Origin of the sequence: Sorangium sp. KYC3313 (assembly GCF_052075895.1) — a bacterium.
GTDB classification, from domain to species: Bacteria; Myxococcota_A; Polyangia; order Polyangiales; family Polyangiaceae; genus Sorangium; species Sorangium cellulosum_B.
The window spans coordinates 4,779,706-4,803,732 of sequence record NZ_CP197255.1 but is presented as its reverse complement, the minus strand read 5'-3'; the positions used below and the strand labels follow the sequence as shown (position 1 = coordinate 4,803,732).

Here is a 24,027-nt window from a genome sequence, read left to right as displayed (position 1 = left end):
CGCGGCGCCTCCCCGGCGGCCGGAAATGCCGGCAAAACGTGCGAGAGGCGCGCGAGGACACCCCCCGCGGCGCCGGAGCGGGCGCACAGCGCAACAGTTGGCCCTGGCGTGGCAGGTAGGCTAACGCGGGACGCATGCTCGCGAAGCGCATCATCCCGTGCCTCGACGTCAAGGACGGCCGCGTCGTGAAGGGCGTCCGCTTTGTGGGGCTGCGGGACGCCGGCGATCCCGTCGAGGCCGCCCGCCGTTACGACGCCGAGGGCGCGGACGAGATCACGTTCCTCGACATCACCGCGTCGCACGAGAAGCGCGGCATCATCCTCGACGTCGTGGCGCGCACGGCGGAGGTGCTGTTCACGCCGCTGACGGTCGGAGGCGGCGTCAAGTCCGAGCAGGACATCAAGGCGCTCCTCGACGCGGGGGCGGACAAGGTCGCGATCAACACGGCCGCCGTCGACGATCCCGACCTCGTGCGGCGCGCCTCGGACCGCTGGGGTGCGCAGGCGATCGTCGTGGCGATCGACGCGCGCCGGATCGCGGATCCCTCGCGCGTGGCCTGGACGGTGGTGACCCACGGCGGCCGCCGGGACACGGGGCGCGACGCGGTCGCGTGGGCCGAGGAGATCGCGCGGGCGGGCGCGGGCGAGCTGCTCGTCACGAGCATGGACCGCGACGGCACGCGGGACGGCTACGACCTCCTGCTGACCGCCGCCATCGCGCGGGCCGTGCCGGTCCCGGTGATCGCCTCGGGCGGCGTCGGGACGCTGGATCACCTGCGCGCCGGCCTCGTCGAGGGCGGCGCCGACGCCGCGCTCGCCGCGTCGATCTTCCACGACGCCGAGTACACGATCGGCGAAGCGAAGGCGTACCTCGAGGCGGCGGGGGTGCCGGTCAGGCCGGCGCGCGCGGGCGGGCCGGGCGACACGGCGGGCCGGGGGCGCTCGTGAGCGCTTGCGTCACGCTGGAGGAGGTCGTCGCGGCGGCGCACGCGCGGAGCGCCTCGCTGGCGCCGGAGACCTCGGGTTACCTCGCGCTCGCCGTCAGCGACGCGACGTCGCGCCTGCCCCTCAGGCTCGACGATCGCGCGCTGCTGCTCACGACCGAGGGCACCGTCACGGTGCGCACGCGCGGCGACGCGGTGGCGCCGGCCGAGGCGGCGCGGCTGCTCCGCGACCTGCTCGCCCGGCTCCTCGCCGCGTCCGCCGGCAGCATGCCCAACCTCACGGCGACCGCGCGCCCGCGCCCCGCGCACGAGCAGGACCCGGAGGCGGTCGCGCGGGAGCTCGAGGCCGCGCTGATCCCGGTGAACCGCAACGCCGCCCGGCGGGCGCTGGCGCGGCTCGCCCGTGAGACGCTGCGCGCCAAGGAGGCCGGCCGGCTGAGGCGCCCGCGCCCGGGGGTCCAGGCGAAGCCTGCGGCGCCGGAAGCGGACGAGATGCAGCCGCCGCAAGCGGAGCAAGCGCGGCGCGATCCGACCGCCGCCGCCGCGCGCAGCGACGCCCCCGCTGCCCCGCTGCCGAATCCCATCGTGGAGCTCACGCTCAGCCCCGGCCCGGTCGCACCTGCGGTCGTGGAGCTCACGCTCAGCCCCGGGCTCGTCGCGAGTGCAATCGCCGGGGTGGCGCTCCCCGCGCCTGCGAGCGCAGGCGATGCTGCCGGGGCGGTAGCTGTCGAGCCGTGTCCCGAGCGCCCGCCGGCGCCTGCGCACGCCGGCGAGCAGGTCGAGGCGCTGCCGGAGCCGACCCCGACCGTCGTGCAGGCGGTGGTTGAGCTCCATGAGGCCGCAGCGCCGGCCGAGATCCCGGTCGTCCCGGAGCTCATCGAGCCTGCTCGGACGATCGCGCCGGTGGCGCCGCTCGCGCGCGCGGCGGCGGAGATCGCTCCTGAAGAAGCGCGGCCCGCGCCATCGCCCGTCGCCTGCGGCCCCTCTGCCTGCGGCGAAGCGCTCACGAGCCCCGAGGGGATCGAGGTGCTCCTCGTCGATTTCTCCCCGGATTCCACCGCCGCCGCGCTGCCTTCCCGGGAACCGACGCCGACCGATTCGATCCTCGTCGAGCTCTCCCCCGATCCCGCCGAGGTCGCGCCGCTCTCGCAGGAGCCGACGCCGACCGTGGCCACGGCCGTCTGGGAGGAGAGGGAGGCCGCCGAAAGGGCCGTGCCCTCGCACCTGGCGGACGCGCCTGCCAGCGCGAGCGAGGTCCCGGAGTCCATCGAGACGTCGCGCGCGCCCGCCATCCATTTCATGGCGACAGACGCCGCGCTCCAGGTCACACCGGCCTATGGCGCCTGGCCGCTCGTTCGTCGGGCAGACCTCGCCGGGCCTGTCGTTCCTCGAGCGGCCGTCGCGCCGTTCGACGAGACGCCCGCGGCGCGTCACACGCTGCCCTGGCCCCTTCCGGCGCAGCGCGACGGCGACGCTCCGGCTGCGCCGCACCCGACGGCTCCGGCCGCGTCGATCGAGCCGTTGCTGGCTGCGGAGGCAGACGGCCCAGAAACCGCGCACGCCGGCGCGCCGCCCGCGGACGCAGCTCCCCAGGGACTGTCCGCGGACGCAGCAGCTCCCGAGGAACCGCGCGCCGATCTGGCTCCCGAGGAGTCGCCCGCCGACGCAGCTCCCGAGCAGCCTCCCGCTGACCTCGCGCCCGCCGACGCAGCTCCCGAGCAGCCGCCCGCCGACGCAGAGCCGGAAGAGACGCCGTGCCCGGCCGAGCTCGGTCCCATCGACGCGATCGTGTGGAACGCCTCGCGGCGATCCCGGAGCGCGCGCCCTCCCGCGGATGGCGTCGGTGCAGGCGCTTCCCGGGTCGACGAGCTCGTCGCGCGCTTCGCCGCGCAGTCCGAGCGCAGCGCGCAGCGCCGCGCGGCGCGCAGCATGAAGGCGCTCGCTGGCCTCGACCTCACCCTCACGCCGCCGCCGGTCGCTGCTGTCTCCGGCACCTCCGCGCGCGCCATCCCCGGCGCGCGCGCGCCGCTCGCCGGGGCGCTGAGCCCCGTTGCGTCCGAGCGCGCCACGCCCGGATCCGCTCCGGTCGCCCTGATGGACGACGGCAGCAGGCCGCCTGTGCCGCTGGTGGCTCCGCGCCGGCGAGGTCTGTCCTTGTGGCTTGCGCTCCTGGCGCTCGCCCTGCTCTGCGCCGGGCTCGCTGGAACGCTGCGGCCGGAGGTCTTCGCCTCGCTGACGGAGCCGCTCGCACGGGGAGCGCTCCAGATCGTCCCGCGCGCCGAGGCGAGGGCGCCCTCCCCTCACGATTGACGTTGCCCCGGGGGAGCGACGACACTCGTCGCCATGCAAGAGCAGAGCATGGCGATCGTGAAGTCGCTCGTGAGCGTGGCGTGGGCGGACGGCGAGTTCCACGAGGCCGAGCGCGAGATGGTGGAGGGGCTGATCGCGGCGTTCGAGGCGAGCGAGGACCAGGCGAAGGAGATCCGCGCCTACGCCTCCCAGCGAAGGACCCTGGACGACGTGCCGCTCGGCGAGCTCGGCGGCGACGATCGCCGCGCGCTGCTGCAGCACGCCGTGCTGCTCACGTTCGTCGATGGCGAGCAGCACGACGCGGAGAAGCAGTACATCGCCGCGCTGAGCAAGAAGCTCGAGCTCCCCGAGCCGGAGTCCGCGGAGATCATCCAGGCGGCCGAGGCCCGCGCCCGACGCCTCCTGACCTTGCTCTGACGCAGCCTGCGCGGCGCCCGAACGCCGCTGGCCCGGCCGCCGCCGGGACTCCCGCTGCGACCTCGGCCGGCCGCCCTCTCCGGCCGGCCGGCCGCGATCCTCCGTGCTCCGGAGGGAAACCGCCCCCCCAGGCGAAGTCGCTCCGCCGCTGCGCGCCGCGCGGTCATGGATCGCCGAGCAGGCCTGCCCGCGCGCGAGGTGCCCCAGACAGCGTCGCGCAGCGCGGTGCGGGCATCGTCAAAGGCGCGTCACACGCCGCGCTTCCAACCCACCGCGCCATTCCCACACCTTCACGTCCAGGCGGCATTTCCAGCAAGGAAAGGCCTTGGCGGGATGGCAACAGCGGAACCTCTTGACAGCGTGGACGGCATGCAAGACTATATCCAACAAAGATAACGACTTTCATTTTCATGTTCATGAAGGAATTGCCGACCATGCCTGTGAAGAGAACCTGGTTGTCCGCGCAGCGGACCGTGCTCGCGACGTTCGGACTTTCCTGGTGCGTGCTGCTCGGCGGAGTGGCTGCGTGCGGAGACGACTCCGGCGACGCAGCGAGCTCCGGGGGCGGCGGCACCGGCGGCAGCGACACAGGCGGCGGCGGCGCAGGCGAGGGTGGCGGCACCGGCGGCAGCGACACAGGCGGCGGCGGCGCAGGCGAGGGCGGCGGCACCGGCGGCAGCGACACAGGCGGCGGCGGCGCAGGCGAGGGCGGCGGCACCGGCGGCAGCGACACAGGCGGCGGCGCAGGCGAGGGCGGCGGCACCGGCGGCAGCGACACAGGCGGCGGCGCAGGCGAGGGCGGCGGCACCGGCGGCAGCGACACAGGCGAGGAGCCTTGGTCGACGGGATTCGCAGGGGTCGTGGCGCTCGACGAAGCCACGGACGACCGCTTCTGGGCCGTCGCGTTCGACGCCGAGTCCAGAGCTTACGCTGCCGGGCACGTGGCCGTGGCGGGCGACACGTACATGGCGGTGGCGCGCTTCAAGACCGATGGCTCGTTCGACACGACCTTCGGCACGAACGGGGTCGCGAGGGTCAACGTGGTCGCAGGCAAGACCACGGAGACCGCGCGCGGCATCGTCCTGCAGTCGGACGGGAAGATCGTGCTCGCCGGCCAGGTCGAGCACGACCCGAGCGCCACGCCGTCGGACGCGGATCTCGCGGTCGTGCGGTTCAACACCGACGGCACGCTGGATACGACGTTCGGCACCGGGGGCATCGCCATCCACGATCTCGGCGCCGGCGAGGGCAACACGGGCGATCTGCTCTGGGGCGCCGACCGCGACGCGAGCGATCGGCTGGTCCTCTTCGCCAGCAGGAAGGCGGCGGCCCGCGCCGATCGGGATCGCGCGATCGTGCGGCTCACCGCGAACGGCGCCCTGGACACCACGTTCGCGACGGAGGGCGTCCACACGCTCGACGTCGACGGGCTGAACCTGGGCGACAACCCGCGCAACGGGTTCGTGCAGGCCGACGGCAAGATCTTCTCTTCCGGCTACACGAGCGTGGGCGGCAGGAACCAGATCGTGCTGCTGCGGCTGAACCAGGACGGCACCCCGGACACGACCTTCTCGTCGGACGGCGTCGTGAGGCTCTCGCCGTTCCCGGTCGGCATGGCCGAGGCCTACGGCGCGGCTCGCCAGTCGGACGGCAAGTACGTGACCACCGGATACGGGCGCTCCGAGGAGAGCGGGGCCGTGGATCTCGTGTCCTTCCGCGTCACGGCCACGGGCGGGTTCGACCCCTCCTGGGGCGTGGGCGGCGGCGTCCTCCTCGACGTGGCCGGCGACAACGACCGCGGGCGCAACCTCCTCGTCCTGCCCGGCGATCGCGTCGTGATGGTCGGGAGCGCCACCCCCGCGACGGGCAACATCGACGGGATGATCGCCCTGTTCGACAAGGACGGCGCCCTGGACACGCGCTTCGATCCGAGCGGATACCGGCGCTACAGCTTCGATCGCCCCGACGACTCGCTCTACGGCGTCGCGCTGTCGCCGAACGGCGCGTGGCTCGCGGCCGCCGGGTACCGGTCCGACGGCGACGGGCCCGAGGACGACGACGCGACGCTGGTCCTGCTGCCGGTCCCGGCCCAGAGGGACTGACGCTCACACGACCGACGCGCGCCGGGAGGCGCCCCCCGCCGCGCCGTGCGGACAGGCGGCGGAGCGCTCCCTGCGTGTTGACGGGCAGGGTACGACGGACGATTCTCGCGCGAAATGAGCTCGGGGCCGCCGCGACGCCGGCGGGCCCCGGGTGAGCGCCCGTATCTCGGAGAGGCTGCATGAACAGCGTGAGGCCGACAATGAACCGCGCCCGGCGCGAGAGGGCGGGCCGCCGCCTCTCGACAGCGCTCCTGCTGTCGCTCGTCGGCGTCGCCGCGGCCGCCGGGTGCCGCAAGCCGCCCCCGGACGAGGTGGTCTATACGGGCCAGGGCGCGGGGCCAGGCGCCGCGCAGCCGCCGGGCAGCGGCGGGTCCGCGCCCGTGCCTTCGACCGGGAGCGGCGCCACGAGCACCACGGCGGCCTCCTCCACGATCGCCACGACCGCTGGCGCCGGGGGCGCGGGGGGCGGCGAGCCGGTCCCCGGCGACGTGTGCCCCCCGGTCCCCGTCGCGGAAGGCCCCTTCAGCAAGGCCAAGCTGCTCACCGCGGCGGCGGACTGCGCGCTGAACCGCGCCTGCGAGTTCGAGGCGCAGGCGCGCGCGCTGCACGAGAGCGCCGCGGCCCTCGCCCGCGGCCCGGGCGAGCCGAGCGCCGCCGCCGCGCGCGGCGCCTGGCTCGCCGCCATGGCGGTCTGGCAGGAGGCAGAGCTCTTCCGCTTCGGCCCCGCGGCGAGCTCCACGCAGCCCGGAGGACAGGACCTCCGGGATCAGATCTACTCCTGGCCCCTCGTGAGCCGGTGCAAGGTCGAGGAGCAGATCGTGAGCCGCGCCTACGCGCAGCCGAGCTTCTCCTCGTCGCTCATCAACGGGCGCGGCCTCGCGTCGCTCGAGTACCTCGTCTTCCACGGCGGCGGCGACAACGCCTGCTCGCAGTACTCGCCCATCAACGCGAACCGCACCTGGGCGGCGCTCGGCGCGGGCGAGCTCGCGCAGCGCAAGGCCGATTACGCGGCCGCGGCGGCCACCGACGTGCTCGCCCAGGCGGGCGCGCTCGCGCGCGCATGGGCGCCCGAGGCGGGGAGCTTCCGGGAGAAGCTCACCCAGGCCGGCCAGGGGAGCCCCGTCTTCGCGACCGAGCAGGACGCGCTCAACGCGGTGAGCGACGCGATGTTCTATGTCGAGAAGGAGCTGAAGGACTGGAAGCTCGGGCGCCCGCTCGGCTTCACCGAGGACTGCGTCACGCCCACCTGCCCGGAGGCGCTCGAGTCCCGCTTCGCCCTGGCCTCGGCGGCGCACATCCGGGCCAACCTGCGCGGCTTCCGGCGCCTGTTCCAGGGCTGCGGCGAGGGCGGCGAGGGCGTCGGGTTCGACGACTGGCTGCGCGCGGTCGACTCCGCCGATCTCGCCGATCGCATGCTGGCGGCGCTGTCGGAGGCCCAGTCGGCCGTGGACGCGCTCGGCCTGCCGATGGAGCAGGCGCTCTCGACCGACAGGGCGAAGGTCGAGTCGGTCTACACCGCCGTGAAGGCCCTGACGGACCTGCTCAAGACGGAGTTCGTCAGCGCGCTGAACCTCGAGCTGCCCCAGTCGTCCGAAGGTGACAACGACTGATCCCCCTGGGTGCGCGGGCCCCCTGGGGCTCGCGGCGGCGTGGTCGCGCGCGGCCGCGGCGCTGCATCGAGCGCTGTTTCGCCCGATCGACATCGCCTGGCTCGCGGCGTTCCGCGCCCTGTTCGGGCTCACGATGTGCGTGAGCATGGCGCGCTTCATCGCGTATGGCTGGATCGACGAGTTCTTCGTCAAGCCGGGCTTTCACTTCAGGTACTGGGGCCTCGCCTGGGTCGAGCCGCTCTCGCCGGCCGGGATGCACGCCCTGTTCTGGGCGCTCGCGGCGCTCGCCCTGGCGCTCGCCCTCGGCTTCATGTTCCGCGTCGCGGCGCCCCTGTTCGTCGTCGGCTTCACCTACCTGCAGGTCATCGACGTCACGACGTACCTCAACCACTACTACCTGGCGAGCCTGCTGGGCCTCCTGCTCGCGGCGTCGCCGGCGCACCGCGCCTGGTCCATCGACGCGCTGCTCTCGCGGCGCAGCGAGCGCTCCGTCTCCGCCGCGTGGCTCTACCTGCTGCGCTTCCAGGTCGGCGTCGTGTACACGTTCGCGGGGCTCGCCAAGGCCCACGCCGACTGGCTCCTGCACGCGCAGCCGCTCCGCATCTGGCTCGGCTCGCGCACGGACATGCCCGTCCTCGGCCCGCTCTTCACGCACCCGTGGGCCGCGCCGCTCATGAGCTGGGCGGGCTTCCTGTTCGACACCAGCATCGTCTGGCTCCTCCTCTGCCGGAGGCTCCGCCCCTTCGGGTACGCCGCGGTGATCCTGTTCCACGTCGTCACGCGCGCGCTGTTTCCGATCGGGATGTTCCCGGTGATCATGGTCCTCTCCGCGCTCGTGTTCTTCCCCCCGGAGTGGCCCCGGCGGGTCCTCTCCAGGCTCCGAGCGCGCGCGCTCCCCGCCCGCGGCGGCGGCGGCGCGCCGCAAGCGCCGCAAGCGACCACAGACGAACCCGCCCTCCTCCCGGCGGCGCCGCCCTCGCGATCGCTGCGCGCCCTCGGGCTCGCGCTGGGCGCCGCGTACTGCGCGGTTCAGCTCGCGATGCCGCTCCGTTTCCTGGCGTACGGCGGCAACGTGCGCTGGCACGAGCAGGGGATGCGCTTCTCCTGGCGCGTGATGGTGCGCGAGAAGAACGGGAGCGTCACCTTCATCGTCCGCAGCAGGCAGACCGGCCGGACATGGCACGTGAGCCCGCGGGCGTACCTGACGCGCCTGCAGGAGCGCGAGATGGCGGGCCAGCCCGATCTCATCCTGCAGCTCTCCCATCACATCCGCGAGGACTTCGAGCGCCGCGGCCGCGGGCCGGTGGAGGTGCGCGCCGACGCCCTCGTCTCGCTCAACGGCCGCCGCATCGCGCGCCTCATCGATCCCGGCGTCGATCTCGCTGCGGTCCGCGACGGCCTCGGCCCGGCGCCCTACATCCTTCCAGCTCCAGAGGGGCCTCCCCCCCACATCCGCCCGCTCTAGAAGGATGCCTTGGCGCCGACCTGGATCCAGCGCGGCGCGTTCGGCCGGGCGCCGAAGGGCCGGCGCGACACGATGTACTGGGAGCCGAGGACGTTCCGCGCGTTCGCGTAGAGCACGAGCGGCCCGACGACGCGCACCCTGGCGCTCGCGTCGAAGAGGAGCTGCTCGTCGGTGGCGAGCGCCCGGGACATCGGCTCGCTGCCGGCCTTCTCCCGCATGGCGGACATGTAGGTGGCGCCCACGGCGACGCCGGCGCGCTCGTGCTCGACCCCGACCGAGAGGCTCGCCTGGTGCCGCGGGACATAGGGCATCTCGTCCCCCTTCACGACGCGGCCGAAGATGGGGTCGTCCGAGGCGAAGCTCGAGAGGAACTCGGTCCGGGTGAGCGTGTAGGCCGCGGTGATCGGCAGCTTCAGCTGGCCGAGCGGGACCTCGTGCTCCGCATACGCCTCGATTCCGTAGATCCGGGCCTCGCCCGCGTCGTACTGGCGGTCGAGATCCGCGTCGAGACAGCCGCTGGAGAGCGTGCAGACATCCGTGATGTTCGAGTAATCGTTGAAGTAGCCGATGATCTCCGCGCGCAGCGGCCCGTCGGCGAAGCGAGCGCCGCCCTCGTAGTTCACGCTGAGCTCGGGCTCGACGTGTTCGTCGCTCCCCGGGGCCGGGGGGCTGAATCCTCGGTAGGCCCCGGCCAGGAGGCCGAGCGCCTCGGTGAGCGCGAGGTAGGCGCCGGCGCCGGGCAGGAGCGCCTGCGCGAGCCGCGTTTGCTCGCGCCCCGCCGCGCGATCCACGAGGGCAGAGCGCATGAGCTCGACCCGGACGCCCGGCGTCACCGTGAGCGCTCTCCAGGTGATCGCGTCGCTCGCGTGGAGCGCGACCGCCTCGGTCCATGCCTCGTTGAACTGGGTCACGATGGTCGGTCCGCCGTCCGGCACGAGCGCGCCCCCGAGCACGAGAAACCCGTTCTCGCTGTGGCGGCGCTCGACCCGATCGTGGTGCAGGCGCAGGCCGTACTCGACGCGGTGCGAGACGGGCCCCGTGGCGACGTTCCAGCGGACGCGGGTCTCCACGCCTTGCGACACGAAGTCGCGCTCGTTGGGGCCGATGAGCAGCGCCTCGCCCGGCGTCGAGCTGTCGAGCTGCCCGGTCAGCACGGCGTAGTACACCGCGTTCTGCGGCGTGTCCGGGGCGGCGAGCACGTCGAACAGGTTGGCCCCGCGGAAGCCGTTCACCTTGCGCCACACGCGCGAGAAGTCGTTCCGGTACACGGTCGTCGTCACCGACAGGTCGCGCGACGGCTCGATCACGTGGGTCACGGCGACCGCGGTGCGGTGGTTGCGCATGCGGTCGAGCCCGCTCACCCCGTAACGGCGGAGCGGGTTCTCCTCGAAATCCCCGTCCGTGATGCCGAGGTACGTCTCGTTGGAGAGCTCTTCCGAGTAGGTGAGCTTGAGGCGGAGCTCGTTCTTGATGCGGGCGGCCGGGTCGACGAGGTAACTGCCCTTGACCATCACCTCGTTGCGGTAAAACCCTGTGTCCGCGCCGCTCGGGAGCTCCTTGAAGCCGTCGCTCCGCAGGTGCACGCCCTCGACGAGGAAGTCCATCTGCCCGTCGCTCGTCCCGAGATAGGCGTGCGCCTTGCCGTAGCCGTACTGGCCCAGGGCGAGATCGAGCGCGCCCGACGCGAGCGACGGGGCGGAGCGGGTGACGAGATCCACGGTGCCACCCACGGTCTGCGGGCCATAGGCGATGGCCCCTGGCCCCTTGATCACGCGCACGTTCGACATGCGGGTGATGAGCGGGAAGTAATAAGCGGCTGGCGCGGAGTACGGCGCAGGAGAGATGGGGACGCCATCCTCCATGAGCGTGACCTTCTTGCTGCGATCGGGGTTGACGCCGCGAACACCGATGTTCGGCCGCAGGCCCAGCCCGTCTTCGCCGCGCACGTACACGCCGGGAACGCCGACCAGCACGGCGTGGGGATCGTCGTGCTCGAAGCGCTCGAGCTGGCGGCTCTTGATCACATGAGCAGAGCCCGCGGTCCGCGTCACGCGCGTGCCCGCGACCGTCACCTCCACCGGCGCATCGCCTGCAGGCGCCGCCGGCGCCGGTGCAGCGCCTTCCTGGCTCGCTGCCGGCCCGCCGCCGGGGGGCGCCGCCGGCGCGGGGGGCGCCGCCGGCGCACCGCCGGGAGCAGCCGCCGGCGCTGGCGCAGCAGCATCCTGGTCCTCCGCCGGCGCATCGCCGGGAGGCGCCGCCGGCGCATCTCCCGGAGGCGCCGCCGGCGCATCGCCGGGAGGCGCCGCCGGCGCATCGCCGGGAGGCGCCGCCGTCGCCGGTGCAGGTGCGTCCCGGCCCGCCACCGGCGCTCCCGTGCCCGGAGGCGCTCCCGGCATCGCTGGATCCCCCGGGGCCTCCGCGCTCGGTTCAGAAGACTGCGCATGAGCAACCCCGGCCACGGTGATCAGAAGCACGGGAACAGCGAGCCCAAGACGGGCCCGGAAGGGACGGGTCTGCGTTGACATGTAATATATATTACGAATCTACCGAATCACACCGCATCGCGAGCTTGGTGGGCTCTCGGCGTGTCGAACTCACGGTCATCAGGGGCCTACTACAAATGAAAGTCAACATCGAGTAGCCCTTGAACAGCGCATGCCGACGTGCGCTCACGCCAGACGGCAGCGCAGGCGACAAGGAGCGCGCACCGCCGTCCGCGCAGCCACAGGAGGTCTGCGCCGGTCCGAGAGAGGCCGCCTCGTCCTCAGGCGCAGGAGCGCGCTCGGAATGGAAGAGGGCGGGCGTCTCGTCGACGACGCGCCCCGATGGGCTGCGCCGCAGGGCCGAAGCTTCCGCGCGATGTTGCCGCGCCGTCGCAACCACGTCGCCTCTTCAGCGCATCTTCCCGCCGCTCGGATCGCCCCGGAGCGTTCGTCATCGAGGAGTGCTCATGAACTACGACATCGGCATGATCTGCCCAGCCTGCGGCTGCGTCACCATCTTCCAGGCCGGCGCCACCACCCCGCGGCGATGCGCGCGCTGCCACGACATGGACGCGGAGGCTCCGCTCCCGCCACCGTCGTACGAGCGGCCGGCATTCCCCGGCGGGCGCGGCCGGAGGGCCGAGGCCGCGCAGCTCGACTGGATGGAATGATCAGACCGGCGCGCCGAGCTGGCGAAGGAGCTCCCGCACCACCCCGCGAGCGCAGTGTTCCCGGTAGGCGCGCGTCGAGCGCACGTCGTCGATGGGCGAGATGTCCTGCGCGACGGCCGCGTCGATCTCCGCCGCGGTGAGCTCGGCGAGCGGACGGGACATGCAGAGCGCGCGCACGCTCGGCAGGAGCGCCGTCGTCGGCGCGACCGACGCCATCCCCAGCCCGAGCCGCGCGGCGCGCCCGGATCGCACCTCGGCCACGCCCGCGAGCGCGACCTTCGAGATCGCCTGCGCCCGTCGCGCGCCGATCTTCCGCCAGTACCAGGGCGACCCGGGCGCCGGCAGCGCGATCTCCACGGCGACGATCACCTCGTCCGGCGCGCGCGACGTGCGCTTGTAGCCCGTCTGCAGGGCGCTCACCGGGATGCGCCGCTCCCCGCGGACGCTCTGCACCATGACGGTCGCGTCGTAGGCGGCGAGCGCGGCCACGCCGTCGGCGGCCGGCGACGCCGTGGCCAGGTTGCCGCCGAGCGTGCCGCGCGCCTGGATCTGCACGGCGCCCACGTCGCGGCTCATCCGCGCGAGGAGCGGCGCCCGCGCGGCGATCGCGTCGCTCCGGAGCATCTCCAGGTACGTCGTCGCGGCACCGACCCGGAGCGTGTCGCCGGAGAGCGAGACGCCTCGCAGCTCCGGGAGCCGGGACACGTCGACGACGAGCGGTGCCGCCGAGCTCCCTGCCGCGACCTCGAGCGGAGGCCTGAGCTCCTGCTCGACGACCCAGTCGGTGCCGCCGGCCAGGAGCGTGACCGGCGCGCCGAGCGCGGCCCGCTCCGCCACGATCTCGCACAGCGGACCGAGCCCGGCGACGCGCCGCATCTCGAACAGGCGCAGATCGGCGAGGCTCACGGCGCCGCCCCTCCCCCGCCGCGGCGCAGCGCGGCGGCGGCGCGGACGCTCTCGACGATCCGCTGGTAGCCGGTGCAGCGGCACAGGTTGCCAGCGAGCGCCTCGCGCACCTCGAGCTCCGACGGATCCGGGCTCCGCGCGAGCAGCGCCTCCGCCGAGAGGAGCATGCCCGGCGTGCAGATCCCGCACTGCGCGCCCCCCTCCTCGACGAAGCAGCGTTGCAGCGGCGACAGGTGTCCGGCGCAGGCGAGCCCCTCGACCGTCGTCACGTGCCGCCCCTCGCACTGCCCGATCGCGACGAGGCACGCGTTCACGGGATCGCCGTCGAGCAGCACCGTGCACGCGCCGCACTCGCCCTCCGCGCACCCCTCCTTCGTGCCCGTGAGCCCGAGCGGCCCCCGGAGCGCGTCGAGCAGCCGCGAGAGCGGCGGCAGATCGACCTCGCGCGGCGAGCCGTTGACGACGAGCGATACCTTCATGCGCGATCCCCTCCCCCTGCCGCCTGCCGCGGCGTTGCGGCGGCGCGCGCCGCCTCGAACAGGCGCTCCGGCGTGAGCGGCAGCGCGCGCGCGGCGATCCCCGTCGCATGCTCCACCGCCGCGGCGATCGCGGGCGCGGCGCCGTCCATCGGCATCTCGCCGATGCCCTTGGCCCCGCCGCCCGGACCGAACGGGAAGGGCTCCTCGACCAGGACGACGTGGAACGGCGGCGCGTCGAGCGACGTCGGGATGATGTAGTTGGTCATCCGCGGGTTCCTGATCTTGCCGCCCTGCCAGACGATCTCCTCGGAGAGCGCCCAGCCGATCGCCTGGAGGCTGCCGCCCTCGATCTGCCCCTTGCACATCACCGGGTGGATCGCCTTGCCCACGTCGGTGGCCGACCAGAAGTCGACGACCGTCACCTCGAAGGTGTCGAGGTCCACCTCGACCTCGGCGACGTCGCACGCCCAGCCGAAGCACGGGTACGCGTCTCCCTTGTACGCCTCGTCGTCCCAGCGCACGTAGCCGGGCGGCTCGTACTGCTTCAGCGACGTCACCTGGCCCTCGCGCGCCAGCAGCCGGTCGGCCGCCTCCTCGAAGCTCAGCGCCGGCGGCCCCGCCGCCGCGCCCGCGCCGCCCTCCCCGGCGACGCGGGGCTCCTGCGCCGACGCCTGCTCCGCGCGCACGCGGCTCGCCAGATCCCGCGCTGCGGCCTCGACGATCGAGCCGACCACCATCACCGTACGCGACGCCACCGTCGGGCCCGAGTCGGGCACCGTCGTCGTGCACGGCACCGCGAACTCGACCCGATCGAGCGGCAGCCCCGCCGCGTCCGCGGCGATCTGCCGGAACACCGTCTCCGTCCCCTGGCCGATGTCCGTCGACGCCGTGCGGATGCGGAGCCGCCCGCCGGGCGCGAGATCCAGCGCGACCTTTCCCTTGTAGTAGCGCTCCCCCGACCCGGTGAAGCCCGCGCCGTGCATGAACACCGAGAGCCCGATCCCGCGCGCCACGCGCCCGCGGACGACCGGCCCGGCCGCGCGCTTCTGCCGGTAACCGCTCGCCGCGATCGCCCGCGTGATGCACTCCTCGCCCGCGACGCTCACGCGGAGCACCTGCCCCGTCGCGGTCGAGTCGCCGGGGCGAAGCACGTTCTTCGCCTTCAGCTCGAGCGGATCGCAGCCGAGCTCCCGCGCGACGCGGTCGAGGTGCCGCTCGATCGCCCAGATCGTCTGCGGCGCACCGAAGCCGCGGAAGGCGCCGTTCGGGGGCGTGTTCGTGGCGACGGCGGTCGCCTCGATCCACACGTCATCCCAGCGGTAGGCGCCCGCGGCGTGGAGGGCGCCGCGCGACAGGACCACCTGCGTCAGCGTCGCGTACGCGCCGCCGTCCATGAGGATCCGGATCTTCAGCGCGCGCAGCGCGCCGTCGCGATCGCAGCCGCTCGTGATCTCGCAGGACGCCGGGTGGCGCTTCGTCGTCGCCTCGATGTCCTCCGTCCGGTCGTAGATCATGCGCACCGGGCGGCCGCTCTTCCTCGCGAGCAGCGCCGCGTGGAGCGCGATGATCGACGGGTACTCCTCCTTGCCCCCGAAGCCGCCCCCCGTCACCGACTGGGTGATGTGGATCCGATCGGGAGGGAGCCCGAACGCCTTCAGGAACGCCTTGTGGACGTAGAACGGGCACTGGATCGAGCCCGTCGCGTGCGCGCCGGCCTCGTCCCACCAGGCGATGACCCCCTGCGGCTCGATGTAGAGCTGCTCCTGGTGGTGCGAGGCGTACGTCCCTGTGAAGACCACCTCGCAGCGCGCGAGCGCCGCGTCGATCGCGGCCTCGCTCGCCTCACCGCGCTCCCGCGCGGCGTCGGCGCGCCCGTTCGTGATGAGGTACCGCTTGATGACGTTGTCGGCGCCCCAGATGATCTCCCCGCCATCGAGCGCGGCGCGCGCGTCGAGCACCGGCGGCAGCGGATCGATGTCGAGCGCGACGGCCTGGACCGCCCGCGCGAGCTTCAGCCGGTCCGCGCAGCCGAGCAGGACGATCGGCTCGTAGGCGTGGTTCACCTTTCCGGTCGCGAGGATCGGCTGATCGTCCAGGATCAGCGCGACCACGTTGACCGGGACATCCTCGGCGAGCACGACGGTGACGTCGCTCCAGTCGAACGCGGGGTCGAGCCGCACTCCCCGCAAAATCCCGCGGGGCACGGGGCTCCGCACGGTGCGCCCGAAGATCTCCCCCGGCATCGCCGGGATGTCGTCGACGTAACGCGACGCCCCCGTGACCTTGGGAGGGCCGTCCGTACGGGGCACGCTGCTCCCCACGGTGCTCGCTGACGCTGGAGGGCTCGTCGCCATTCGTATGCTCCTCCTCACCGACGATAGCCCGGTCCCCCGGGACGCGTCGATACGAGCGCGCCGCGCGGCGTGATCCGCGCAGGGGGACGATCGCGGGCCGCCTTCAGGCGAGAAAGCGCGGCGGGCCGCCGAGCACGCGGATAACATCGACCGGGACATTCAGGTCGTGCAGCACCCCTGGATCGTCCACCTCCTCGTCGACGCACCTGTCGCCGAGCGCCCTCAGGTGATCCCGGAGCGGCGGTGGATCGGCCTCCAGGTAACGCTGGAGCGCCTCGGTGCGCAGCACCACCGGGTGCCCGCCGCGGCCGAGGTGCCGCGGCCGCACCGCGAGCGGCGGCGGCGTCGAGGAGGCGCCCGCCTCGAGCCGGGCGAGCAGCCGCGCCACCGTCGCGGCGCGCGCGGGGGGCACGTCGACCGGCGTCACGATGACGGCGTCGGCGTCGCCAATGCGCGGCGCGGCGACGGCCAGCGAGCCCGCCGGCCCGAGATCGTCCGGCGCGGACCACGAGACCAGGTCGATGCCCGGCTGCACATGGGCCAGCAGCGCGTGAAAGACGGAGCTGCGCACCACCACCAGCACCCGCGCGCTCTCGGCCGAGAGGCGAGCCTCCGCGTGCGCGATCGCCAGGGGCCGCTCGGCCCCGCCCTTCGTCGATGACGGCCAGGCCAGGAGCGCCTTCGGCCCCCCGAGCCGCTTGCCCGCGCCCGCGGCGAGCACGATCGTGGTCACTCGATTCATCCAGCCTGCTCCTCTCCGGCGGACGTCGCGCCGGCCGATGACCATCGAGCGCGCTGCCGCCCCGCGCGCCACGCGACGAGCTCCGCGGCCATGGCGACGCCGATCTCGGCCGGCGTGCGCGCCCCGATGTCGAGCCCGACCGGCATCCTGACCCGCGCGACGTCGCCCTCCGGCACCCCCTTCGCCTCGAGCCGCGCGCGCGTGCGCGCGGCCTTCGCGCGGCTCCCGACGCCGCCCACGTACCCGAAGCCGCGCGCGAGCGCCCACGCGAGCGCCTCCTGATCGAGGGCGTGGTCGTGCGTCATCACGAGCGCCGCCGCCTCGCCGAGCTCCCTCGGCAGGCCCGTCAGCACCTCCGGGTCGTCGTGCTCGGCGAGCACGAGCCGCACCTGCTCCCCGGGCGCCGGCGCGAGATCCCGCGGCGCCTCGTCGTACGCCGACGGCGCGCGGGCGAGCGGCGCCGCCGCCGGCACGCGGGCGGGGTCGGCGGCGGCGGCGCGCGCGTCGCAGAGGGTCACGCGGAAGCCCAGCGACGCGAGGAGCGGCGCCGCGAAGGCGCCCACGTGCCCGGCGCCGATCACGAGGACGTGCACGGCGGGCAGCATCGGCTCGATGAGGACCTCGACCGAGCCGCCGCAGCACATGCCCAGCGTCGGGCCCAGGCGGAACGTCTCGAGCTTCGGCGCGCTGGCGAGCTCGTCGAGCGCGCGCCCCATGATGCCGAGCGCCGCCCGCTCGACGGCGCCGCCGCCGATCGTGCCGATCGCGGTGAGATCGTCGAAGAGGCAGAGCTTCTGCCCCGGCGTCGACGGCGCCGAGCCGTGCCGCGCCACCACCGAGGCGAGCACCACCCGCCGCCCCGCCTCGAGCGCGTCCAGGGCCGCCCGAAGCACGTCGTGCGGGAACGCCGTCCTCGGGATGACCTGGCTCAGATCCGGCATGATGGAGACTCTAGCGACCCGGCGACCGAAAACGAGAGCGCCGAGAGCCCCGGCGCCGAAAGAGCTTGCTGGAACGCCGCGCTTGTCGCGAAAGTCGAGCGCGCTCGGAGAGCGGCGCAGGCGTCCCCCGAGATCCCGGTCCGCCGTGACCGCGGGATCCACATAGAAACGCGGAGTTACAAGCCACGATGACCCCCCCCGCCCCGCTCGACCCCGACCTCCGGCGCGCCCTCTCCGATCCGGGCTTCACGCCGGGCCGCCGCCACTTCGCCGCCCTGATGGATCTGCTCGAGACGGCCGACGAGCCCGCCGAGCTGGCGGAGCGGGCGCTGCGGCGCGCTGGCGCGGCGGCGCTGCCCGCCGCGCTCGAGCGCGCGGCCGGCGCGCCGCCCGCGCTGCGCGCGCCGCTCACCCGGCTCGTCGGCAAGCTGATGGCCGCGGGGCCGATCGATCCCGAGGTCTCGGAGCGGGCGCGCGACTACCTGCTCACCTGCCTCGGCGACGACGATCGCCGCACGCGCCGCATGGCGGCGGTGGCGCTCGGCAAGCCGCGCGCGGCGGACGCCGGGCGATCGCTCGTCGAGCAGGCGCTCGCCGAGGCGGCGCGCAGCGAGCGCTCGCCCGACGTCCGCCGCGCGCTGATCGACGCGCTCGGCAAGGTCGGCGGCGGCGCCGCGCTCGAGGCGCTGGCCGAGCTCGACGGCGACGACATCGCCGGCGTGCGCGCGCGCGCCGAGCTCCTGGCCAGGAGGACCCTCACGCGCGGCGAGCCGTCCGAGATCGCCGGCGATCGCGCGCCGGAGCGCCCCCTCCGGGTGGCGGTGCGCTGCCGGCGCGGGCTCGAGGCGATCCTCGCCGAGGAGCTCGCGGCGCTCGACGCGGGCTCTCCCGGCGGGGCGCTCGTCCCCGAGCTCCGGAGCGATCCGTGCGGCGGCGCGCGGGTCGAGGCGGCGCTGAGCGGCCGCCTCGACGCCCTGTTCGGGGCGCGCACGATGCTGTCGTTCGCGTTCCCGCTGCCGCTGCGGAAGCTCGACCAGGGCGCCGACCTCGCCGCGGCGGTCGCGGAGCGGCTGCTCTCGCGGGAGGCGCGCGAGATCCTGCGCCGCTTCACCCAGGGCGCGATCCGCTACCGCATCGACTGGGCCGGCGGCGGCAAGCGCCGGGCAGCGGTGTTCCGCGCCGCGGCCGCCGTGGAGGCGGAGGCCCCGGAGCTCGTGAACGATCCGACCCAGAGCACGTGGGACGTGGTCGTCTACGAGGGCGCGGGCCGGGTGCGGGTCGAGCTCGCGCCGCGCCTGCCCGACCCACGGTTCGCGTACCGCCGGGGCGACGTGCCCGCGGCGTCGCACCCGACGATCGCGGCCGCGCTCGCGCGCATCGCGGGGGCGCGCGGCGACGACGTCGTCTGGGATCCGTTCGTCGGCTCGGGCCTCGAGCTCTGCGAGCGCGCCCTGCTCGGACCGTACCGGCGGCTCGTGGGCTCGGATCGCGATCCTCGAGCCCTGCAGATCGCGCGCGAGAACCTCGACGCCGCGGGCGCGCGGGGCGCGGAGCTCCTCCAGCGCGACGCGGGCGGCGCGCCGCCCCCGGGCGAGGCGCCCACGCTGATCCTGACGAACCCGCCCCTCGGGCGGCGCGTCGAGCGCACGGGAGATCTCGACGCCATGCTCGAGCGCTTCGTCGAGGGCGCCGCGCGCGCGCTCGCGCCGGGCGGCAGGATGGTGTGGATCTCGCCGTTCCCCGAGCGGACCGAGGCCGTCGCGCGCCGCTCAGGCCTCCGGCCCGAGACGCTCCTGCGCGTGGACATGGGCGGCTTCGACGCGCAGATCCAGAGCTTCCACAAGGAAGCGCTCCGGCCGCGAGCGGGCCACGATCGACGCGACGGCCAGCGCGGGGACCGGCTCGACCACCCCCCTGCCGGGCGCGGTGGGCGCGGCCCCCAGCAGGCCGAGCTGCGCGGCGAACAGCATCGCCCCCCCCGCCAGGAGCAGCGCCACGGCCACCGCGATGATGATCCCGAGCCGCCCCGAGCGGTCAGGCGGCGCGTCGGTGATCAGGCCGAAACCTTCGGCAGCGCCGAGGGGCGACGGCGCCGGCGCGGCTGAGCCCTGCGCTGCGCTCCGAGCGGGCGCCGCGCTCTGCTGCGCGGCGACGGCGCCGCGCATGGCCGCCGAGGCTTGCTCCGACGGGCTGAGCGCGCCGGCCGCGGCGGCGCTCGGCCCGAGGAGCGCGCCGCCCCCCGCGTCGGCCCTCGTGGACGACGCGGCCGCGGGCGCCCCCGCGGCTCGTTCGAGCGGCGCCGCAGCGGAGCGACCTGTCGCCAACGCATCGGCGAGCGCCGGGGGCGCGCCGAGCGTCGGCGTCGCGTCGACCGGGGCCGGAACGACCGGCGTGGGAGCCTCCCGCGTCCGCGTGGGGACGTCGTCGTCATCGTCGTCGTCGCGGTCGTCGACGACCGTGGGCGCATCGAGCGTGGGCTCGTCGAGCATCTCCCCGTCGAGATCGCCGAGGAAAGGTAGCTCGCCGCTCCGGGGCCGAGGTCTCGCGACAGCTTCGGGCTCCGCGTCCGGGCGCTCGCGCCCCGGGAACGCCGGCGCCGGCGCCCCGACCGCGGGCGGCTCCCGAGGCCCTCCAGCCGGCGGCGCGGCGCCTGGCGCGGGCCGCCCCGCGTCGGGCGCGCGGAGCGCGGCGGGCGCCGCTCCTCCGGAGCGCGCAGGCGCTGCGGCCGCTGGCCCAGCGGGCCCGCGGAGGTTCAGGGGCGTCGCCTCCCGCATGGCCATCCTGGGCTCCGAGCCCTCGCGGGCGTCGCCGGACGTCTGGGTCACCGGGACCGCCCCCACGCCCGGGACGCGCGCTCGCGCGACCGGGGCGCGCCCTTGCGCGGCCGGAGCCGCGGCGGGCGCCCTGGGGATCGGGGCGGCGCCCAGCCTGAAGGCCGGCGCGCCGGGTTGCGCCGCCGGGGGCCGCGCGCGCTCGGCCGGGAGGGGCGGCGCCGGTTGACCCGCGGCCGCTGCCGCCGCGCGCTGCGCGATGACCTCGTCGAGCTGGCTCGAGCTGAACGGCGAGACCCGCATCAGCGTGCGCACCTCGTCGTCGTCCTCGTCGTTCGTCGCGTCCTCGTCGTCGAGCGGGAGCAGCGTGCGCACCGCGGGATCGGGGTGCCACTCCTCGAGAGCGCGCCGGAACGCGGCGGCGTTCGTCGTGCGCGCGGAGCGATCGCGCTGGAACGCATCGTCGAGGACCCGCTGGAGATCGTCGTCGCCCACGTCGAAGACGGCGAGCGGCGCCGGCGAGGAGCTCGAGATCCGTTGCCGCGTCTCGGCGTCGCTCCCGCCGCCGAAGGCGCTCGCCCCGGTCAGCACCTCGTAGAGCGTCGCCGCGATGGCCCACACGTCGTCGCCGGCCGAGAGCGTCCCGCCCCCGACCCGCTCGGGCGACTGGTAGGCGATGCGGCTCGGCGTCTGGCGCAGGTCGGCCAGGATCGCCTTCGAGGTGCGATCGACCGCGGTCGTGAGCACGCACTCCGGCGAGATCGCGCCGTGCGCGACGCCGAGGGCGTGAAGCGCCTCGATCCGCTTCGCAAGACGAATGGCCCAGCCGACGGCGTCGAGCTCGTTCACCGGGCCATCGCGCAAGATCCGAGTTGCAAGCGTTTCCACTTACGAAGCCAGGGTAGTACCGGTCCGCCGAAGTTTGTACCTGGATCCGCGCGCCGTTCGTCCCCGGGGCGACGGATTCCAGGATGCGCGCCTCGCCGCGTACGTTCGGAGGCGGCGCCCCTGACGGACGGCGCCGGCGCGCGGATCCGCGGAGCGGGGAGCCGCGCTCGTCATGACCGCTCGCCCCCGGCCGCGTCGGTCGGGACGATGCGGACGCGCCGTACCCGCCGGCCGGCGACGTCCATCGCCACGAGCGTGTAGCCCTCGCACTCGACGCGCTCGCCCGCCTCGGGTGGGTGCTCGAGCCGGCCGAGCATGTAGCCGCCGACCGTCTCGACGGTCTTCACCTCGGGCAGCAGCACGATGTGCGCGTCGCGCTCCAGGTCGGTCAGCAGGACGCGGCCGTCGACGTCGACGATGCCGCCGCCGCGGCGGTGGATGGGCGGCACCTCCTCGTCGTTCTCGTCGCGGATCTCGCCGACGATCTCCTCGATGAGGTCCTCCATCGTCACGAGCCCCATGAACTCGCCCGAGGCCGACGTGATGATCGCCACCGGCACCTGGCGCGCCTGCATCTCGAGGCGGAGGCGCTCGACCGAGGTGTTCTCGCGCGCGAAGATCGGCTTGCGGAGCAGCTCGGCGACGCGCGACGCGCGGCGGCGCTGGCTCAGCACGTCGAACAGGTCGCGCAGGTGCAGGTAGCCGAGCACGTTCTTGCCCTGCTCGTCGAGCACCGGGTACCGGGAGTACCCGGCGTCGGCCACGATCCGCACCGCCTCGTCGATCGTCATGTTCGCGCGCAGGGTCGCCGCGTCGGAGCGGAGCGACATCACGTGCCTCGCCGTGCGCCGGCGCAGGTCGAAGATGCGCACGAGCATGCTGCGCAGCGCCGGATCGAGCCCCGCGGGGCTCTTGGTCAAGAGCAGCCGGAGCTCCTCCGACGTGTGCGCGATCTCCTCCTCGCCCACAGGCCGGAGCCCGAAGAGCCGGACGAACCCGTTCGCCATCGAGTTGAGCACCCAGATGACCGGCCACATCAGGACGAAGAACCCGTGCAGCGGCCGCGCCGCCCAGAGCGTAACCTTCTCGGTCCGCTGGATCGCGAGCGACTTCGGGGCGAGCTCTCCGATCACGGTGTGGAGCGACGTGATCAGGATGAACGCGATGCCGATGGAGATGGCGTGCGCGCCGATCCCCGACCAGGCGTCGAGCGGCGCGAGCAACGGCTCGATGAGCTGGGCGATGGCCGGCTCGCCGATCCAGCCGAGCCCGAGGGACGCGAGCGTGATGCCCAGCTGGTTGGCGGACAGGTACGCGTCGAGCCGCTGCGACATCTGCAGCGCGAGCCGCGCCCGCGCGTCCCCCTCGCGCACGAGCTGCTCCAGCCGCGTCGGCCGCATCTTGACGATGGCGAACTCGGACGCGACGAAGAACGCGTTGAGGAGCACCAGGAGCAAGGTGCCCAGGAGGTAGACGAACGTCATGCCGGTCGCCGTCCTCCCCCCGGTGCGCCCGCCGCCCCGCGCCTCCTCGGCGACGAGCCGCGGCTAGATCCTCGCACGTTCGAGGATCTTGCTTCGCAGGTCCGGGTCGTCGTTGCTGAGTCCATCGACGAGAGCATCGGCCGGGGATTGCCCCTTGGCGATGAGCGCGCTGAGCCGATCGAGGTGGACGCGCTCGTCCTTGCCGTTCTTGTTCAGGCGCGCACGCCGCTCGAGGCCGCCCGAGGCGATCGAGACGAGCTGCTCGGCCAGCGCCGCGAGCGGCTTGCCGCGGAACGTGGCGCGGAGCGCGCGCTCGACGATCTTCGGGCGCACGGCCTCGAGCTCGTCGAACCTGAAGCTCTCGGACAGGGCGTCGGCCTCGTCGAGCGCGCGCGCGTCGTAGAGGATGCCCGCCCAGAGCGCCGGGAGCGCGCAGACGAGGTTGGCCGGCAGCGAGTCCGCGCCGCGGACCTCGAGGGTCCGCTTCAGCCTGACCTCCGGGAAGAGGGTGTTGAGGTGCATCTCCCAGTCGCCGCGGGTGGCCCGGTGCCCCTCGAAGCCGTGCTGCAGGAAGTCGCGGAAGGTCTGCCCCGTGTTCTCGATCACCTCGCCGTCGCGCTTGAAGAGGAACATGGGCGCGTCGACCGCCCACGCGACGTAGTCCGAGAAGCGACGCCCGCGCTCGAGCACGTTGCGGATCAGCCCCTGCCGCGCGGCGTCGACGTCGAGCCAGACCTTGGCGCGGTAGCTCCGCCCGCCGAACAGCGCCCCCTCGTAGAACGGGGAGTTGGCGAAGATCGCCGTCACGAGCGGGGAGAGCCGGAGCGACACGCGGAGCGCGCGCATCGCCGCCTCCTCGCTGGCGTAGTCGAAGTTCGCCTGCACGGTGGCGGTGCGGCGCATCATGTCGAGGCCGTGCGCGCCGCGCGTCGGCAGGTAGCGCCGCATGACCGCGTAGCGCGCCTTGGGCACCCAGGAGAGATCGGCTTGCGACGCGAAGGGGTGGAACCCGATGCCGAGCCAGGTCAGCTTGAGCTCGGCGGAGATGTCGCGCAGCTCCGCGAGGTGCCCGCTCATCTCCATACAGATCTGGTGGATGTTCTCGAGGGGCGCTCCGGACAGCTCGAGCTGCCCGCCAGGCTCGAGGGTCACCGAGGCGCCAGCCCGGGCGAGCGCGATCAGCGGACCGCCGGGGGTCTCGTGCTCGGGTGTCCACCCGTGCCGCTCGACGAGCGCCTGGAGCACGGTGAGGACGCTCCGTTCGCCCTCGTAGGGGAGGGTAGCGCCCGTCCTGGCGTCGACCCCGAACTTCTCCGCCTCGGCGCCGATCCGGTGAAGGTCCTCGGGCTTCGTAGCTTCGTGGAAGGGAAACAGCAGATCGTCGAACGTCTCCAGCGATTGAGACTTCGACTCACTCCCGTGGCTTGCATCGGCCATCATCACGTTTCCGGTTGGGTTTCG

16 protein-coding genes are annotated in these 24,027 nt (G+C 74.1%); 8 read left to right on the top strand and 8 right to left on the bottom strand.

What is annotated here, in order from left to right:
* Window positions 1-134 precede the first annotated feature (134 nt).
* The 6 genes from hisF (at window position 135) to ACSRUE_RS18825 (ending at window position 8,847) form a co-directional block, all read left to right on the top strand.
* Window positions 135-947, top strand: a complete 813-nt coding sequence (gene hisF / locus ACSRUE_RS18850) for an imidazole glycerol phosphate synthase subunit HisF (protein WP_441292191.1) — start codon at window positions 135-137, stop codon at window positions 945-947.
* Entirely contained in the window at window positions 944-3,253 is a 2,310-nt protein-coding gene (locus ACSRUE_RS18845; RefSeq protein ID WP_441292190.1) for a hypothetical protein, read from the top strand. The genes hisF and ACSRUE_RS18845 overlap by 4 nt, the downstream gene beginning before the upstream one ends.
* 33 nt (window positions 3,254-3,286) lie before the next feature.
* Window positions 3,287-3,670 (top strand): TerB family tellurite resistance protein, encoded by a 384-nt coding sequence (locus tag ACSRUE_RS18840; protein WP_441292189.1) that lies wholly within the window; start codon window positions 3,287-3,289, stop codon window positions 3,668-3,670.
* 434 nt (window positions 3,671-4,104) lie between these two features.
* Window positions 4,105-5,772: a delta-60 repeat domain-containing protein gene (locus ACSRUE_RS18835; RefSeq protein ID WP_441292188.1), complete on the top strand. Its 1,668-nt coding sequence runs from the start codon at window positions 4,105-4,107 to the stop codon at window positions 5,770-5,772.
* Window positions 5,773-5,951: 179 nt separating this feature from the next.
* A complete protein-coding gene (locus ACSRUE_RS18830; protein ID WP_441292187.1) occupies window positions 5,952-7,382 on the top strand; it encodes an imelysin family protein in 1,431 nt (476 codons plus the stop codon).
* Entirely contained in the window at window positions 7,369-8,847 is a 1,479-nt protein-coding gene (locus ACSRUE_RS18825; protein ID WP_441292186.1) for an HTTM domain-containing protein, read from the top strand. The genes ACSRUE_RS18830 and ACSRUE_RS18825 overlap by 14 nt, the downstream gene beginning before the upstream one ends.
* On the opposite strand, the gene ACSRUE_RS18820 is transcribed toward ACSRUE_RS18825, so the two are convergent.
* Window positions 8,844-11,243 carry a TonB-dependent receptor family protein gene (locus ACSRUE_RS18820; protein WP_441292185.1) on the bottom strand — a complete coding sequence of 800 codons (2,400 nt, stop codon included), beginning with the start codon at window positions 11,241-11,243 and terminating at the stop codon, window positions 8,844-8,846. The two genes, ACSRUE_RS18825 and ACSRUE_RS18820, sit on opposite strands and share 4 nt — an antisense overlap.
* Window positions 11,244-11,797: 554 nt before the next feature.
* Between ACSRUE_RS18820 and ACSRUE_RS18815 the strand changes: the two genes are divergently transcribed.
* A complete protein-coding gene (locus tag ACSRUE_RS18815) occupies window positions 11,798-12,001 on the top strand; it encodes a hypothetical protein (protein WP_441292184.1) in 204 nt (67 codons plus the stop codon).
* Here the strand turns inward: ACSRUE_RS18815 and ACSRUE_RS18810 are convergent, their stop codons facing one another.
* The 5 genes from ACSRUE_RS18810 to ACSRUE_RS18790 all read right to left on the bottom strand — a co-directional run bounded on the left by ACSRUE_RS18810 (window position 12,002) and on the right by ACSRUE_RS18790 (window position 17,423).
* A complete protein-coding gene (locus tag ACSRUE_RS18810; protein WP_441292183.1) occupies window positions 12,002-12,907 on the bottom strand; it encodes an FAD binding domain-containing protein in 906 nt (301 codons plus the stop codon). It lies immediately after the preceding gene.
* Window positions 12,904-13,386: a (2Fe-2S)-binding protein gene (locus ACSRUE_RS18805; RefSeq protein ID WP_012238522.1), complete on the bottom strand. Its 483-nt coding sequence runs from the start codon at window positions 13,384-13,386 to the stop codon at window positions 12,904-12,906. Before ACSRUE_RS18805 ends, ACSRUE_RS18810 begins: the two co-directional genes overlap by 4 nt.
* Entirely contained in the window at window positions 13,383-15,740 is a 2,358-nt protein-coding gene (locus ACSRUE_RS18800; protein ID WP_441292182.1) for a xanthine dehydrogenase family protein molybdopterin-binding subunit, read from the bottom strand. The genes ACSRUE_RS18805 and ACSRUE_RS18800 overlap by 4 nt, the downstream gene beginning before the upstream one ends.
* Before the next feature lie 103 nt (window positions 15,741-15,843).
* Entirely contained in the window at window positions 15,844-16,482 is a 639-nt protein-coding gene (locus tag ACSRUE_RS18795; protein WP_441292181.1) for a nucleotidyltransferase family protein, read from the bottom strand.
* The gene (locus tag ACSRUE_RS18790) at window positions 16,479-17,423 is read right to left on the bottom strand and encodes an XdhC family protein (protein ID WP_441292180.1); all 945 of its coding nucleotides are present in this window, start codon (window positions 17,421-17,423) and stop codon (window positions 16,479-16,481) included. Before ACSRUE_RS18790 ends, ACSRUE_RS18795 begins: the two co-directional genes overlap by 4 nt.
* Window positions 17,424-17,611: 188 nt before the next feature.
* Here ACSRUE_RS18790 and ACSRUE_RS18785 point away from each other — a divergent pair, with 188 nt between their 5' ends.
* Entirely contained in the window at window positions 17,612-19,528 is a 1,917-nt protein-coding gene (locus ACSRUE_RS18785; RefSeq protein WP_441292179.1) for a HEAT repeat domain-containing protein, read from the top strand.
* A gap of 1,724 nt (window positions 19,529-21,252) precedes the next feature.
* Here the strand turns inward: ACSRUE_RS18785 and ACSRUE_RS18780 are convergent.
* Together ACSRUE_RS18780 and ACSRUE_RS18775 are read right to left on the bottom strand one after the other, a co-directional pair.
* The gene (locus ACSRUE_RS18780; protein WP_441292178.1) at window positions 21,253-22,566 is read right to left on the bottom strand and encodes a hemolysin family protein; all 1,314 of its coding nucleotides are present in this window, start codon (window positions 22,564-22,566) and stop codon (window positions 21,253-21,255) included.
* 63 nt (window positions 22,567-22,629) lie between these two features.
* A complete protein-coding gene (locus ACSRUE_RS18775; protein WP_441292177.1) occupies window positions 22,630-24,006 on the bottom strand; it encodes a glutamate--cysteine ligase in 1,377 nt (458 codons plus the stop codon).
* Window positions 24,007-24,027: the final 21 nt, after the last annotated feature.